A 15,072-nucleotide genomic window follows, 5' to 3' on the forward strand; every position below is an offset into this window, starting at 1 on the left:
CGTGAAGAGGGTTCTATTTTGAATTGTTTTTTCACCATATCATTGGCATATTAACGAAGAATGAGGAGAAATGTAAATATGTTGAAAATATTTAAATACTTAAAGAAAAAAGAATGGATGCTTATTGTAACCAGTATCGTGTTCATTGCAGGACAAGTTTGGTTAGATTTGAAGTTGCCGGATTTTATGTCTGAAATTACAACGCTTGTACAGACAAAGGGTAGCGGAACGAGCGAGATATGGGCAGCAGGAGGGAAGATGCTTTTATGTGCCCTTGGCAGTATGATACTGTCAGTTATTGTCGGTTATTTTGCAGCAAGAGTAGCAACATCTCTTTCAAAGGAATTACGAAAAGGAGTGTTTGACAAAACGTTATCTTTCTCTATGGAAGAAATCAATGGTTTTTCAACGGCCAGTCTTATTACTCGTTCTACCAATGATATAACGCAAATACAGCAGACTGTTGCAATGGGTCTTCAAGTTATGATTAAAGCCCCTATCCTTGCAGTTTGGGCCATTTTGAAGATTACGGGGAAAAGTTGGCAATGGTCAGCGGCAACAGGGGTAGCTGTCGTTGTTTTACTTGTTATGATAGGCAGCATAATCATTTTTGTGCTACCAAAATTTAAAGTAGTTCAAAAAATGACAGATAATCTTAACAGAGTAACAAGAGAAGGTTTAACTGGTATTCGTGTTGTTCATGCTTATAATGCACAAGAGTATCAGGAGGAAAAATTCGAAAAAGCAAATAAAGATTTAACAGATACAAACCTTTTGGTGAACCGTCTGATGGCCATTATGCAGCCGGGTATGAGTCTAATTATGTCAGGTTTAACTCTTTCTATCTATTGGATTGGAGCTCATTTGATTATGAATGCAGGTGGAATGGATAGAATCAGTTTGTTCAGTGATATGGTAGTATTTTCATCTTATGCGATGCAGGTGGTAATGGCTTTTATGTTATTAGCGATGACGTTTATTATGTTACCTAGAGCATCAGTATCTGCAGCACGTATTAATGAAGTACTAGATACACCTGAGACAATTACTGATGGAGAAAGACAATCATCACCTAAGGGAATTGATGGTGAAATCGAACTACGTAATGTTAGCTTTAAATATCCTGATGCAGGAGAATATGTTTTAGAAAATATTAGCTTTACGGCACATACAGGTGAAACAGTCGCTTTTATTGGCTCTACTGGTAGTGGTAAAAGTACGCTGATTAATTTAATCCCAAGGTTTTACGATGCTACTGAGGGAGAGGTGCTAGTTGACGGAATCAATGTGAAAGAATATACAAAAGAAGCTCTTCATAATAAGCTTGGTTACGTTTCTCAAAAAGCCGTATTATTTTCAGGTACAGTAAAATCTAATGTTGCCTACGGTGATAACGGCCAGACTCCACCAACAGATGAGGATATCAAAAATGCGGTGGAAATTGCCCAAGGAAAAGAATTTGTAGAAAAAATGGGCGACGAATATGATGCGGCTATTGCACAAGGCGGTACAAACCTTTCCGGAGGACAAAAACAACGCCTTTCTATTGCAAGAGCAGTAAGCAGAAATCCAGAAATCTTTATTTTTGATGATTCGTTCTCTGCCCTAGATTATAAAACAGATCGTCAGCTTCGTTCTACCTTAAAAAAAGAAACGAAGGGTGCAACCACTTTGATTGTAGCACAGCGAATTGGAACGATTAAAGATGCTGATAAAATCATCGTTCTTGATGAAGGTAAAATCGTTGGTATGGGGAAACATAGTGAATTGTTAGAAACCTGTAAGACTTATCAGGAAATTGCCTATTCACAACTATCGAAGGAGGAGTTGGAAAATGAGTAATCATCAAACAAATAGTCCTCGAAAAGGTACCGGTGGTCAAGGGGGAATGGTTGCTCCTGGACAAAAGCCAAAGAACTTTAAAAAGCCGTGGGGAAAGTTAATTTCCTATTGTAAACCTTATTTGCCAGCGATTATCTTTGCGCTTGTATTGGCAGCAGCAGGAACAATTTTTACTATCATTGGACCGGATAAGCTTAGTGAGATAACCGATTTAATTACGGAGGGCATTGGAGGTGAGATTGATATTACGGCTATAGGAAAAATTGCTCTGTTCCTTGCTATTTTGTACGGATTGAGTTTTATTTTTAACTATATTCAGTCGTTTATTATGGCTACTATTACTCAGCGAGTTTCCAAAAGGTTACGTACGGATATTGCGGACAAAATCGATAAATTACCATTGAAATACTTTGACTCTACAACCTATGGAGATGTGTTAAGTCGTGTCACTAATGATGTGGATATGATTGGTCAGACTCTAAACCAAAGTATTGGTTCGCTAGTGACAGCGGTAGTTATGTTCTTAGGATCTTTGATTATGATGTTCTCTATTAATGTTACGATGACACTTTCTGCTATTGCTGCAACTGCCGTTGGGTTTGTATTAATGATTTTCATCATATCCAAATCCCAAAAATACTTCATACGCCAGCAAAAAGACCTTGGTAGAATGAATGGTCATATTGAAGAAATCTATTCAGGGCATGATGTAGTGAAGGTTTATAACGGTGATAAAAAAGCGAAGCAACAATTTAATAAAATCAATGAAAGTCTTTTTAATAGTGCGTGGAGATCACAGTTTATGTCGGGCATGATGATGCCTCTCATGATTTTTATTGGAAATTTAGGTTATGTTGTTGTTTGTGTAGTAGGTGCTACACTAGCGATGAAAGGTTCCATTACATTTGGTGTTATTGTTTCGTTTATGGTTTATATCCGTTTATTTACGCAGCCATTATCTCAGTTAGCGCAAGCAGCTACAAGTTTGCAGTCAACTGCTGCAGCAAGCGAACGTGTATTTGAATTCTTAGAAGAAGCTGAACTTGAAGACGAAAGTGATAAAGAAGCTACTTTAGATGCCGAAGATGTCAAAGGCAATGTGGAATTTAAAAACGTTAAGTTTGGATATACTAAAGAGAAGCTTATTATTAAAGATTTCTCTACTCATATAAAAGCTGGCCAAAAAGTTGCAATTGTCGGACCTACTGGGGCTGGGAAAACAACGCTTGTTAATCTCCTCATGCGTTTCTATGAAGTAGATAGCGGAGAAATCAAGATTGAGGGTGTACCGACTAAGTCGATTACTCGTAAAAATGTTCACGATTTATTTTGCATGGTGTTGCAAGATACTTGGCTATTCGAAGGTACCATTAAGGAAAATATCCTTTATAATAAAGAAGACGTAACCGATGAAGAAGTGGTTGTAGCTTGTAAGGCAGTGGGCCTGGATCATTTTATTAGAACCTTGCCGAAAGGTTACGGTACAGTATTAAATGATAAAGCAAGTTTATCTGTAGGACAAAAACAGCTTCTTACTATTGCAAGGGCAATGGTTAAAAAGGCACCATTGCTTATCTTAGATGAAGCTACTAGTTCTGTTGACACGCGTACTGAAGCGCTTATTCAGGAAGCAATGGATAAATTGATGGTGGGAAAAACATCATTTGTTATTGCACATAGACTTTCTACAATTAAAAACGCTGATTTGATTTTGGTTATGAAAGACGGAGATATTATTGAAAGTGGTAATCATGAAGAGTTGATTGCAGAGAAAGGATTCTATGCGGATCTATACAATAGTCAGTTTGAAACTGCATCTTAAAAATTGAAATGGTTCTGTTGCAAAGATGGAGATGAACATAAGATTTATCTGGCTGTTGAATTTTCAATAGGATTTAAAGTTGTATATAAAGAAAAATGTGAACAAGACTAATTACAGTTTTTATGAAAATTGAATTTAAAAATGTATCTATAGATGTGTTGGGGTGGTGGGCATATTCTCCCCTATACATCGCTATCAAGCTAAGATAAATTTGTATCCATATAATCCAAAAAACGCTATCCTTTTTGTAGAAATATACAGAAAGGATAGCGTTTTTGTATGAATCTATCGATTCAAGATGAGTTTCATTTATTTGCTGAAGAACTACAGCGATATTTATCTCTACATATTCTTTAACAGCTTGCACAAGAGACAGGTTTTATAAAAAAGGTAAGTATGGGGCACGAGATTTGGCTGCTTTATGTATCTGGATTAGTCAACAGGTAGCAAGGGATTCTCTTACTCGATTATGTAGTCAGCTTTATGCAAATACAGCTACACTTATGAATATTGTAATATAAATCAAGTTCTATTTTATAATCACAAACTATACTTCTTTAATTTGAATGGTGGCAGTACCTTTTAAAAGAATTGCCCCCTTGGTTTAACAAATACTCTTTTGTAAATAATATATTTGTTAAACCATTAATTAAGGGGGGAATAGTATGCCACAAGATCGAAAAGAAGAAGTTCAAAACGATACATATGAAGGAAAAGAGAGCATGCCAGATAATCCACAATATCTACCACGTCACATACAAATGGAGTTGCCTCCCGAATTTTCTGTAAATCCTCTGTTTGCCCGTAAAGGAGAATCAGTCGTTCCGCGCTTTAACATGCCTGATGAAGGCATGTTACCAGAAACAGCGTATCAAATCGTCCATGATGAAATTACTCTTGATGGCAATGCCCGCTTGAATCTTGCAACATTCGTTAGTACATGGATGGAGCCTACCGCAAAGCACTTATATGCTAAATCATTCGACAAGAACATGATTGACAAGGATGAATATCCACAGACAGCCGAAATTGAGGAACGGTGTGTCCGTATTTTAGCCAACCTCTGGCATTCGCCCAGCCCCCTTACGACTATGGGCGTTTCAACAACTGGATCGTCGGAAGCATGTATGCTCGGGGGGCTTGCGTTAAAGAGACGCTGGCAAAATGCACGCAAAAGCGAGGGGAAGCCGGTGGATCGTCCCAATATTGTGTTTAGTTCTGCTGTTCAAGTCGTTTGGGAAAAATTCGCGAACTATTGGGAGATTGAACCACGCTATGTGAAGATTAGCCCTGAGCATCCCCGACTGGATGCTCAGGGGGTCCTTGGAGCTGTGGATGAAAATACGATTGGCGTGGTACCGATTCTCGGTGATACTTATACAGGACTTTACGAACCAGTTGCCGCCATTGCAAAAGCGTTGGACGATTTACAAGAGAGAACGGGACTCGATATTCCGATGCATGTAGATGCGGCTTCGGGCGGATTTATAGCCCCGTTTCTTCAACCAGATTTAGTCTGGGATTTTCAATTGCCGAGGGTGAAGTCCATCAATGTATCCGGACATAAATATGGGTTAGTCTATCCTGGGTTGGGTTGGATAATTTGGCGGGAAGCTGAGGATCTCCCTGAGGATCTAATCTTTCGCGTCTCCTATCTAGGCGGAAACATGCCGACTTTTGCCCTGAATTTTTCACGTCCTGGTGCACAAGTGCTCCTGCAATATTACAATTACCTGCGTTTGGGGAAAAGTGGGTACTATGATGTACAAAAGGCTTCTCAGAAAGTCGCTCTTTTTCTTAGCAAGGCGATTCAGAAAATGAAACCGTTCGAACTTTTGTCCGATGGTTCGGATATTCCGGTTTTCGCTTGGCGATTGAAAGATGGTTACACATCAAACTGGAATCTTTATGATTTATCTCGACAATTGCGTGTGTTCGGCTGGCAAGTACCTGCCTATCCATTGCCTCCCGATATGGAAACGGTGACGATTATGCGCGTTGTGGTTCGAAACGGATTTTCCATGGATCTCGCGCATTTATTTTTGAGGAACTTCAAACAGGCCGTTGCCTTTCTGGATTCCCTGGATGGGCCTATGCCACATGATACGAAATGTGATAATGGGTTTCATCACTAATTGGGGGCAGATTTCGTCGTCATTAAGTTGAGCTAACCACCAATCATTTTTCGAGCTATCCACAGGAAAGTGGTACATAAAAGCTATGGGATACATGATGGTAGATGATGAGCGAATTGATACTAGAGAGCTTTACAATATCAAATCACACGCCCAGTTTGCAGCTATTTCCTTTTTAATTAAAAAATAGTTATAAATAAATAATCAGAGGCGCCTGATCTTTCCTCATGAAAAGATTAAAAAAGCCCTCAAAGATTTGGAGAGAGAAGGAGTGAACAGTCAGTTCACTCCTTTATTTTATTATTCCTTACTGAAACTTTCCAGGAACTTTCTGGCCAATGAGGACATGTAACGGTCCTTAATCCAGATTGCCGCGATCCTGGTCTGGAGCGAAGGACTGTCGATTTCCTTATAGATCAGACTACTGTGGTTCGCCAGCTCAAACGCGGATTTCGGGATAATTCCGATTCCGAGGCCGGCATTGGCCCATAGTAGGGTGGTACGTGCATCATCATTTTTACAGAATAGGTTTGGCTCGAAGCCAGCTTTCTGACAAGTCTCGCGAATCAGCTGTTCGAATCGGCGGTAAATGACCAGAGGGCGCTCGTGCAGCTCTTCGATTTGGATTGCATCCCGCCCGCTGCTCCAATCCAGCTCCGGGGTCATCACGGCGATCATCGGCTCGTTTTCCACACATTTGTATCCCATCCCCACATTATGAAAGGGAGTTCTAACGATTCCCAATTCGATGACTCCACTCTGTAGCAATTCAATGACCCTGAACGTATTTCCCTCATGGATTTCAAATTTGATCCCGGTGTAAGCTTTGTGAAATTCGGATAATCTATCCTTTAATAACGTTGCTCCAGAGGAAGAAACCGTTCCAATTGCCAATGTTCCCTTTAATCCTTTGGCAAAGTCACTGACCTCTCTTGACGTCGAATCTGTTAAGTCTACAATTTGCTGCGCTCTGCGGCGCAGAATCTCCCCGGCGTCCGTGAGTCGGATACTGCGCGCACCGCGCTCTACCAGCTTTACGCCAAGCTCCTCCTCCAACAGCTTAAGCTGCTGGCTGAGCGGGGGTTGAGCCATTTGCAGTTTTTTGGCGGCCGATGTAATCTGGCCTTCTTCCGCAATCATCAGGAAGTATTTCAATTGCCTAATGTCCATAAGGTTCTCCTTTTGAATTGCCATATTAATTTCATATAGATTAGATACTAATCAAATATTATTAATATGGAAGATGTTATGTTATTTTTTAATCATATCCGGTAAATAAATTTCGTCAAACCTTTTGAATTGCATTAAATTGAATATTTTAGTCCAAGTTCAGAGTTGCCGCTTTTTAGTATTGAGAAATTTGGATGAAGCTAGGCTGTGAGGAGCGGAGCGTACATAGTTTATACGTGAGCGCCGGAATGCTCAGGTGAATTCAAGATTCGATATCGAAATCACTTCATAATCAAAAGCGACCTTTATAACAATTATGATGGGGATGATACTTTGTTTAGACTCACAACATTTTTAAAACCTTACAAGAAGGAAAGTATTCTTGGCCCTTTCTTTAAGCTGGTGGAAGCAATTTTCGAGCTTCTTCTGCCGACGATTGTGGCCCTAATTGTGAACCATGGAATAGGCAGGCATGATATCGCTTATGTATGGAAGATGGGTGGTTTAATGGTCGTCATGTCGATACTGGGCTTCGGCAGCTCGCTGATCTGTCAATATTATGCGGCCCGGGCATCACAGGGGTTCGGTACAACGCTACGTAATACGCTGTTCCGGCATATTTCGACGCTGTCTTATACTGAAATTGACCGCTTTGGGACGCCATCATTGATCAACCGTATCACAAATGATGTCAATCAGCTGCAAATCGCGGTGGCGATGCTGATTCGGCTCGTGATTCGTGCCCCGTTCATTTGTCTTGGTGCAATCATCATGTCGATGCTGCTTAATTTTAGACTAGCGCTTATTCTAATTGCGACAACACCAGTGTTTGCTATTATTCTATATTTGATAATTACCAAGACAGCACCTATGTATCGGTTATACCAGAAGAAGTTGGACAGAATCGCACTAGTATTGAGCGAGAATTTGACGGGAGTTCGTGTCATTCGTGCATTCGCCAAGAGACAGGCCGAGAAGGCGAGATTTCGCGAAGCCTCCGACGACATTACGGCCACTGCAATCCGAGTAGGGCGGGTGTCTGCTCTGCTTAATCCGGTAACGACTGTTGTTGTCAACGGTGCGATTATCGCTATTCTATGGATTGGTGGTTTCCACATTAATGCGGGGATATTATCTTCTGGCGAGGTCATCGCCTTTATTAACTACGTCACGCAAATTTTGCTCGCTTTGATTGTCGTGTCGAATCTAATTATTATTTTTACAAAGGCAGCGTCCTCAGCATCACGGATCAATGAGGTGTTCGAAACCGTTTCTTCCATTGCTGACCTTGTGCCTGAGGAGCGAAAACAGTCTGCAGCAAAAATAGAAGACAAAAAGGATGTTCCAGCTGTTACATTTAATCATGTTACCTTCGGTTATAGTACAACGAGTGAACCGGCACTGACAGATATATCAGTGGAGATAAAACGTGGTGAGACTGTGGGAATTATCGGTGGTACTGGTTCAGGCAAATCTACATTTGTGAACCTGATTCCGAGATTTTATGACGCTACCTCAGGACAAATACTCGTCAACGGAATTGATGTAAGGGATTATAGTCTACATGAGCTACGCGGAAAAATCGGGATTGTTCCACAGCAGGCACTGCTCTTCACAGGGACGATTGCCGATAATATCCGCTGGGGTAACGAATTAGCTTCGGAACAAGAGGTCAAACGAGCAGCTATCATTGCCCAGGCCGATGAATTCATAACGAAAATGCCAGAAGGCTATAACACTCTGATTTCCAGGGGCGGACTTAATCTGTCGGGTGGTCAGAAGCAGCGCTTAACAATCGCCCGTGCAATTGTTGCCAGTCCCGATATTCTTATCCTTGATGATTCTTCGAGTGCACTTGATTTTGCCACAGATGTGGCGTTAAGAAGATCAATCCGGGAAAACAGCCAGGGAATTACGGTATTCATCGTCTCGCAGCGGGTTAGCACCGTGCAGCAGGCGGATAAAATCATAGTCATCGAAGACGGACGGATTGCTGGCATCGGCACCGATGCTGAACTCAAGCGAGATTGTAGTGTCTATCAAGAGATTTGCCGCTCACAGTTCTCTAATAAGGAGGTAGGACAACAATGAGCATGAAGCAAACATGGGGAAGACTACTAATTTATACAGGAAAATATAAAAGGTATACAATCTGGGCCTTCATTAGTGCGATTATTAGCGTAGCTTCCAGCTTGATCGGTCCATTTATGATTGGGATTACGATCGATCATATGGTTGGCAAGGGTGCTGTTGAGTTCGCGGATATCTTCAGACTACTTATACAGCTTAGTCTGGTGTATCTCATCGGAGGCTTGTTCGGTTGGTTGTTGACATATCTTACGAATCGGCTTGCTAATCAAACAGTAAACGATTTGCGCAGCGAAATGTTCGACAGGCTGAATGTACTGCCACTGAAATATCATGATAATCATCCGCAAGGGGACAGTATCAGCCGATTCGTAAACGATATGGATGCCATATCGGACGGGTTGCTGCAGGGATTCTCCACATTATTAACCGGTGTTGTTACAATCATTGGGGCGATCGCTCTCATGTTGTATACGAATCCGCTCATGACCGTGGTTGTACTGTTATCTGCACCAGTGACTTTCTTCGTAGCACGGTTCATCACGATGCGCTCCCAGCAGCTATTTCGTGATCAGGCCCGTATATTGGGTGGGCTGAATGGCTTTGTAGAGGAGATGATCGGCGGGCAGAAGGTTGTTCAGGCCTTCCGTTATGAAGATCACTCTTTTGCGGAGTTTACAGCGCGAAATGATGAATTGTATCACACAGGGGTAAAATCACAATTCGTCAGCTCTCTGTCGAATCCATCCACCCGTTTGGTGAACAATGTTACCTTCTCAATCATCGCCTTAATTGGGAGTATTATGGTCATTATGTCTAGAATATCGGTTGGGGGACTATCGAGTTTCCTGATTTATGCCAATCTGTTCGCTAAACCGTTCAACGAGATTACCGGAGTAATTACACAGTTGCAATCAGCTACGGCCTCGGCGCAACGTATCTTTCAGGTACTTGATGAATCAGCGGAGTCACCGGAGCCTGAAGATGCAGTTCATATCCCGGCTAAGCAGGGGACGATTACATTCCATCATGTGAAGTTCGCTTACCAGCCTGACCGTCCCCTTATTACCGATTTGAACCTAGTTGTTGAACCGGGAACACGTGTCGCTATTGTGGGACAGACGGGTGCTGGCAAGACAACGTTAGTGAATTTGTTAATGCGATTTTATGATGTTGATGCCGGCGAGATTGCAATAGATGGTATTAACATTAACGATATGGCCCGTGACAGTTTACGCCATACCTTTGGGATGGTGCTACAGGATACTTGGCTTTTTGACGGGACAATTCATGACAATATCGCCTATGGAAAACCGAATGCTAGCGAGGAGGAGATTATTGCAGCCGCTAAGGCAGCTAACGCCCACAGCTTCATCAAGCGGTTGCCACAGGGCTATGATACAGTAATCAATGGCTCAGGCGATAGACTGTCCCAGGGACAGAAACAGCTATTAACAATCGCTCGGGTTATGCTGGTTGATCCGCCTATGCTAATTCTCGACGAAGCAACTAGCAGCATTGATACGCTTACGGAGATTCGAATCCAGGCGGCGTTCCTGAAGATGATGGAAGGCAGAACGAGTTTCGTTATCGCTCACCGTCTGTCGACGATCCGTGAGGCAGATATGATCCTTTACATGAAGGACGGGGATGTCGTCGAAAGCGGGAGTCATGAGCAGCTGCTGGAGCGCAGCGGCTACTACGCCAACCTGTATAACAGCCAATTCGCGGCTGTTAATGATTAGTAGATCACCATTCCAAAAGTGCGCATAATGCGTGGACAGGGGCTTGGCCTAACTAATCTCTAACATGTTAAAACTATATTTATCATATGTGTTAGAAGATAGTGCAACATCAAAATTACCCCTGATACAGTGTAGTCATATTGTATCAGGGGTTGTATTGTTTTAATGAGTGATAAGAGTAATCAATTTGTCTCTTTAAATTTCTCATTATTGTCATTGGCTCCTGATGAAAAAAAGATTCCAATTGTGTTAAGTTTGTTATTACTAATTCAAGTTTGAACTACCCCCACTTTCACTTCGTTTAGAAGTGAGGGATTCCTAAGTAAAGAGTTCTATCGAACTCTAATTGATTAGGCTAACCCCGCATTCCTTGCGGTTAGAAGCCTTATTGCTTCATTCTTTAGATTGATACTTGCGTTCATATCCCTATCATGGTGTATAAGTCTAGTTGTAATTTTGCTGCTATGAAAATTACAAAGTTGGACATATCAGCGAAGGATATATTTTACCATATATGAACAAATTCAGTTATAGGATATGATTGTCAGTAGATGTTAAATAATGGTGATTAGTAGATTGAGATAAAAGGGAGGGGAGAACATGAGAGAACTCACAAAGGACCCTGGTGGTCACAGAGTAACTGATCCAGGTAATGAAGCTGGCCCTGGCGGTGGTGCAGCATATGTCGATATTAATAAACGAATTCTCCTCTCAAGGTTTATAAGGAATGCAAGATAACTGATTCAGAGAAACCTGTAAAGCTCCATGTGAGAGTAATGTGTGCAAAGGAATTAAAACTATTAATAGAAATCAAATAAAATCTTTATTTGAATAGAAAGAGATCCAAGAATAATAAAGTGAAAAGCGTCATCTATTATCCATTGTAATTAGATATTCATAGTATAAAAGATGGAAGGCATAATATTTACAGGAAGAGGTGAATATAGGATGTTTTTTGATTTTTTTTATAATAAAACGCAAATGCGCCCTTTAGGAGGATCGGGGCCTGCACAAAGTACTATTCAAGCGGTTCATCTGGCTATACAAGCACAACAACAAGCGTTGCAATCACAGCACACGCAACAAAGCTATACCCCAACACAATCATATTATTCTATACAGCCTTATTATCCAGCACAATCATATTACCCAATGTAGATTATATAGAATAGAATATTCATTTTATTGATTTTGTATGAAAATATATATCTTTTACAGTAATAAAAATAATAAAGTGGATTTAAATAAAAAGAGCACCCGGGAAAGTGCTCTTTGATCAAGGTTCATATCATATTGAGATGTAAAAGTCTGACAGCAATATATTTTATGTATGTTTTGAGTGTACGTGAAAGTTTAAAACAAAATCTTTATTTTGCTGAATAAAAAATAGAATCTCTCAAAGAGAGATTCATGGGAATATTTATATTTTTAATTATTCTAAAAATCTTTTTTTGATATCCGGAGTAGGGATAAGACATTGTTTTTGTTTGCCAAACCAGTTGTATCTATTTTCTGCAATTTTTTTGTAATAAAGGTTCCGAATAGGTTTTGGGATTATAAAAAGGATGAAAAATAATTTGCAACTTCCTTTTAAGTGCCTACAAATATTCAGTATGGCATCTGATTCTGTATAAGCCTTATTATTATCAATTAATACCACGCTATCTATTGTTTCGCTAATGTTGTATTGATTTAATAACTGAATACCTATGTTACTTTGGCGTGATGCAAATTTAAAATATCCTTTAGGATCTCTTTTAATAATAAATTGAACACTTTGATTACATAAGTTGCAGTCTCCGTCAAAGAGTATAATTTGTGTCATTTATAATCCTTTCTAAAACGTTTATTTGAATGCTTTTTATTTTAACTGAAAAGAGAATATAAATACACTCATTGTGAATTATTGAACTACGAAGAGTTTTTAATAAAAACGCTATTTGAGTAGAAAACATTAAAAAAGGACCCGATTAGGGGTGCGGGTACTCTTAATGGAACAATAGAACTTTACGGGATTACCAAAAAGAGCACTAAATAAAGTGCTCTTTAAAGGAAAAGTGAGATATTGAAAAGTAAATTAGGGTTTTTGCTTCGAGATAATATATGAACATTTCATCATAATGTGACGATGATTCACAAAAGAGCAGCTAGCAAAAGCTAACTGCTCACCCAAGAAAAACAGAGGAAAGATAACCATGTGACTTTAGTATTTACGGAATATTGAGTTTTATTCAGGGGCAGATATATATTGTGAAAAAATCAAGGTTAAACCCAATAAAAAATAAGCATTGCAGTAAAACAAGATAGAGTCGTCAAAAAGGTAAAATTTGCTGCAACTTTCCATTGTTCACTTTTAATATTTGAAGAGGAAAAAAAATATTTTCTAGCTCCAAAACCTAATAAACAACCTCCGCATACTAAAGTTAACGGTCCAATGAGAAATCGTGTAGCTGGAAGGCTAGTAGTAGGATCCATAGCGGTGCTTTTTTATTTTTTAGCATAATATCATATAGGAGTAGAAGCTATACATTTGATAAAAAAAGCAATTCCGGTAGTAAATTCTGATTCTTCCTTGAAATGTATTCTATATTTACACCAGAACCAGATAAAATAAAGATGGTTAAGTTGGAGGAAGGAACCTTATGGTGTCTTTTTAGTGATTTTATTTATACAATCTAGTTATATAAATGAAAGGATTGTAGAAGGATAAGTGAATACTATAATTAATTTTAAACCATTTAATCCAACAATAAATGACATAGCAATCAAACTTGCTATGGTACTGTTTATACCGTTATTCTTAGCGTTGCTTGTCAAATTCATACTTATGAGATTTATGAGAGAATTGATTGCTGGCAGACTAGCATATCTGTCTTGTCTATTTTTTATGTACTATGTGTTTAAACTTGTTACAGAATAGAAAGGCATCTTGGGATGTATTTTCTTTATAAAAAAAGTAACGTAGTATTTAACCTATACGTTCACACAAGAGTACATGTATTTAGTTCTCTAAATCTATAAAATTTTAGTTTGGATTTTCTTGTTTAAATAGTACCTACTTTCATGTCTTTGTACAGTTGTAAAAAGATACTAAAGTGGAGATTTCCTGCATGGAAATGAAATATTCTGAGATACATCCGAGATATGTGTAAAAATAGGTGACAGACTTACTATTATTTCTAATATAATTAAAATCGGATTACTGTTTTTTGATGAACCCATTCATTCGTCTAAGAAGTACGACAACGATCCGTATATTGACCCACCATATCTATAAAAAATAGAATTTCGTAATCTTTTTTGTTTTTATGAATTCAAAATACTCTATTTTGATGAAGTAAGTGATTTTTTGTTGTTTTTTAATGGGCGACGATTAATGTGAAATCGTCGCCCATTTTGTTCTCATATAAAACTTTCAAGAAATAAATTTAGCAAACCATGCTATATAATATGCACTTGGAACTAATATAATCTGAGCAACTAATGTACCTAAAAATCTCGAAATTAATATCATAAATGTAAAATTCTTTAGTTCCCAATAATTATGATTGTCTTGTACAACTTTATCAGTTAAAAAAGACAATTTAGGATCAATAAGCAGTGTTAATAGAATCGTAGCTACTCCAGTAATAATATTGGATGAAGACATCGCTGCTCTATCATAATCAGGAATTAGTAGGGTTGCATACAATGCGGACATAACACCTACTGTAAATACGGCAGAAACAATTGTATTAATAACAAATAATTTAACTGATACATTTTTAAAATTTACCCCTTCAAGATTATTTTTATTTATTAAAACAAAATAGCTTTTCATTCTTTTCAAATTAGTTCTATTTATTAATTTGAACATGTTTATAAACGAACCATCTTTTGATAAAGGTACTAGCGCTTTAGAAAAAACTTTCATAAAAAATGGTACTAATAATCCTCCAAGTATTACCCCCATGGTAGAACCCAATAATAAAAATCTAAATTGTTTAATTAATAATTCTAATCCACCATTTTTTGCTGCACTATCTACCAAAGAAGCAGTAAATGGTTGTTGAAACATATTAGAAAATCGGGCAATCAAAGACATGATATTATATATAGCAAAAGCCGATGCAACTAAAGCTAATTTAGCCCCAACAAGTCGAACTCCATATCCTAAAACTTCTATAGAAGTCATAAGCATTAAAAATAAAAAGATACAAATTACTTTAAATGTAATAAATTCCATAATCATACCCCTTAAGTTTCTGTAAATGTAGAACTTAATAATTCC

At 38.7% G+C, this 15,072-nt stretch carries 11 protein-coding genes and 1 pseudogene; 9 read left to right on the plus strand and 3 right to left on the minus strand.

From position 1 onward, the window contains the following. Nucleotides 1–78 precede the first annotated feature (78 nt). The 4 genes and pseudogenes from ABH961_RS25705 to gad all read left to right on the plus strand — a co-directional run bounded on the left by ABH961_RS25705 (nt 79) and on the right by gad (nt 5,799). The gene (locus ABH961_RS25705) at nt 79–1,842 is read left to right on the plus strand and encodes an ABC transporter ATP-binding protein (RefSeq protein ID WP_404520351.1); all 1,764 of its coding nucleotides are present in this window, start codon (nt 79–81) and stop codon (nt 1,840–1,842) included. Continuing rightward, complete coding sequence (locus ABH961_RS25710; RefSeq protein ID WP_404520307.1) at nt 1,835–3,664, plus strand: ABC transporter ATP-binding protein; 1,830 nt, start codon at nt 1,835–1,837, stop codon at nt 3,662–3,664. The genes ABH961_RS25705 and ABH961_RS25710 overlap by 8 nt, the downstream gene beginning before the upstream one ends. A 279-nt stretch (nt 3,665–3,943) precedes the next feature. Continuing rightward, a pseudogene (locus tag ABH961_RS25715) lies at nt 3,944–4,173 on the plus strand (IS4 family transposase); the annotation flags it as partial. A 156-nt stretch (nt 4,174–4,329) separates the two neighbouring features. Continuing rightward, the gene (gad, locus tag ABH961_RS25720; RefSeq protein WP_404520309.1) at nt 4,330–5,799 is read left to right on the plus strand and encodes a glutamate decarboxylase; all 1,470 of its coding nucleotides are present in this window, start codon (nt 4,330–4,332) and stop codon (nt 5,797–5,799) included. Between the two features lie 300 nt (nt 5,800–6,099). Here the strand turns inward: gad and ABH961_RS25725 are convergent, their stop codons facing one another. Then, complete coding sequence (locus ABH961_RS25725) at nt 6,100–6,969, minus strand: LysR family transcriptional regulator (RefSeq protein ID WP_404520311.1); 870 nt, start codon at nt 6,967–6,969, stop codon at nt 6,100–6,102. Nucleotides 6,970–7,302: 333 nt separating this feature from the next. On the opposite strand from ABH961_RS25725, the gene ABH961_RS25730 reads away from it, so the two are divergent. The 4 genes from ABH961_RS25730 (at nt 7,303) to ABH961_RS25745 (ending at nt 11,960) form a co-directional block, all read left to right on the plus strand. Then, a complete protein-coding gene (locus tag ABH961_RS25730; RefSeq protein ID WP_404520313.1) occupies nt 7,303–9,060 on the plus strand; it encodes an ABC transporter ATP-binding protein in 1,758 nt (585 codons plus the stop codon). Then, nucleotides 9,057–10,802, plus strand: coding sequence for an ABC transporter ATP-binding protein (locus tag ABH961_RS25735; RefSeq protein ID WP_404520315.1), 1,746 nt, complete (start codon nt 9,057–9,059; stop codon nt 10,800–10,802). Before ABH961_RS25730 ends, ABH961_RS25735 begins: the two co-directional genes overlap by 4 nt. A gap of 600 nt (nt 10,803–11,402) precedes the next feature. Next, nucleotides 11,403–11,540 carry a hypothetical protein gene (locus ABH961_RS25740; protein WP_404520316.1) on the plus strand — a complete coding sequence of 46 codons (138 nt, stop codon included), beginning with the start codon at nt 11,403–11,405 and terminating at the stop codon, nt 11,538–11,540. A 210-nt stretch (nt 11,541–11,750) separates the two neighbouring features. After that, nucleotides 11,751–11,960: a DUF3947 family protein gene (locus tag ABH961_RS25745; protein WP_404520318.1), complete on the plus strand. Its 210-nt coding sequence runs from the start codon at nt 11,751–11,753 to the stop codon at nt 11,958–11,960. Between the two features lie 274 nt (nt 11,961–12,234). On the opposite strand, the gene ABH961_RS25750 is transcribed toward ABH961_RS25745, so the two are convergent. Next, nucleotides 12,235–12,627, minus strand: coding sequence for a thiol-disulfide oxidoreductase DCC family protein (locus ABH961_RS25750; protein ID WP_097817192.1), 393 nt, complete (start codon nt 12,625–12,627; stop codon nt 12,235–12,237). An 885-nt stretch (nt 12,628–13,512) separates the two neighbouring features. On the opposite strand from ABH961_RS25750, the gene ABH961_RS25755 reads away from it, so the two are divergent. Beyond that, nucleotides 13,513–13,722, plus strand: a complete 210-nt coding sequence (locus tag ABH961_RS25755; RefSeq protein WP_404520319.1) for a hypothetical protein — start codon at nt 13,513–13,515, stop codon at nt 13,720–13,722. A gap of 495 nt (nt 13,723–14,217) precedes the next feature. On the opposite strand, the gene ABH961_RS25760 is transcribed toward ABH961_RS25755, so the two are convergent. Further along, nucleotides 14,218–15,027, minus strand: coding sequence for a lipid II flippase family protein (locus ABH961_RS25760; protein WP_404520321.1), 810 nt, complete (start codon nt 15,025–15,027; stop codon nt 14,218–14,220). Nucleotides 15,028–15,072 lie beyond the last annotated feature (45 nt).

The sequence above is a fragment of the Bacillus sp. RC251 genome (assembly GCF_044908765.1).
Taxonomy (GTDB): Bacteria; Bacillota; Bacilli; order Bacillales; family Bacillaceae_G; genus Bacillus_A; species Bacillus_A wiedmannii.

Bases quoted from the DNA above. Each gene is read 5' to 3' on its own strand.
- ABH961_RS25705 (WP_404520351.1), top strand. From the start codon at position 79: ATGTTGAAAATATTTAAATACTTAAAGAAAAAAGAATGGATGCTTATT.
- ABH961_RS25710 (WP_404520307.1), top strand. From the start codon at position 1,835: ATGAGTAATCATCAAACAAATAGTCCTCGAAAAGGTACCGGTGGTCAA.
- gad (WP_404520309.1), top strand. From the start codon at position 4,330: ATGCCACAAGATCGAAAAGAAGAAGTTCAAAACGATACATATGAAGGA.
- ABH961_RS25725 (WP_404520311.1), bottom strand. From the start codon at position 6,969: ATGGACATTAGGCAATTGAAATACTTCCTGATGATTGCGGAAGAAGGC.
- ABH961_RS25735 (WP_404520315.1), top strand. From the start codon at position 9,057: ATGAGCATGAAGCAAACATGGGGAAGACTACTAATTTATACAGGAAAA.
- ABH961_RS25740 (WP_404520316.1), top strand. From the start codon at position 11,403: ATGAGAGAACTCACAAAGGACCCTGGTGGTCACAGAGTAACTGATCCA.
- ABH961_RS25745 (WP_404520318.1), top strand. From the start codon at position 11,751: ATGTTTTTTGATTTTTTTTATAATAAAACGCAAATGCGCCCTTTAGGA.
- ABH961_RS25750 (WP_097817192.1), bottom strand. From the start codon at position 12,627: ATGACACAAATTATACTCTTTGACGGAGACTGCAACTTATGTAATCAA.
- ABH961_RS25760 (WP_404520321.1), bottom strand. From the start codon at position 15,027: ATGGAATTTATTACATTTAAAGTAATTTGTATCTTTTTATTTTTAATG.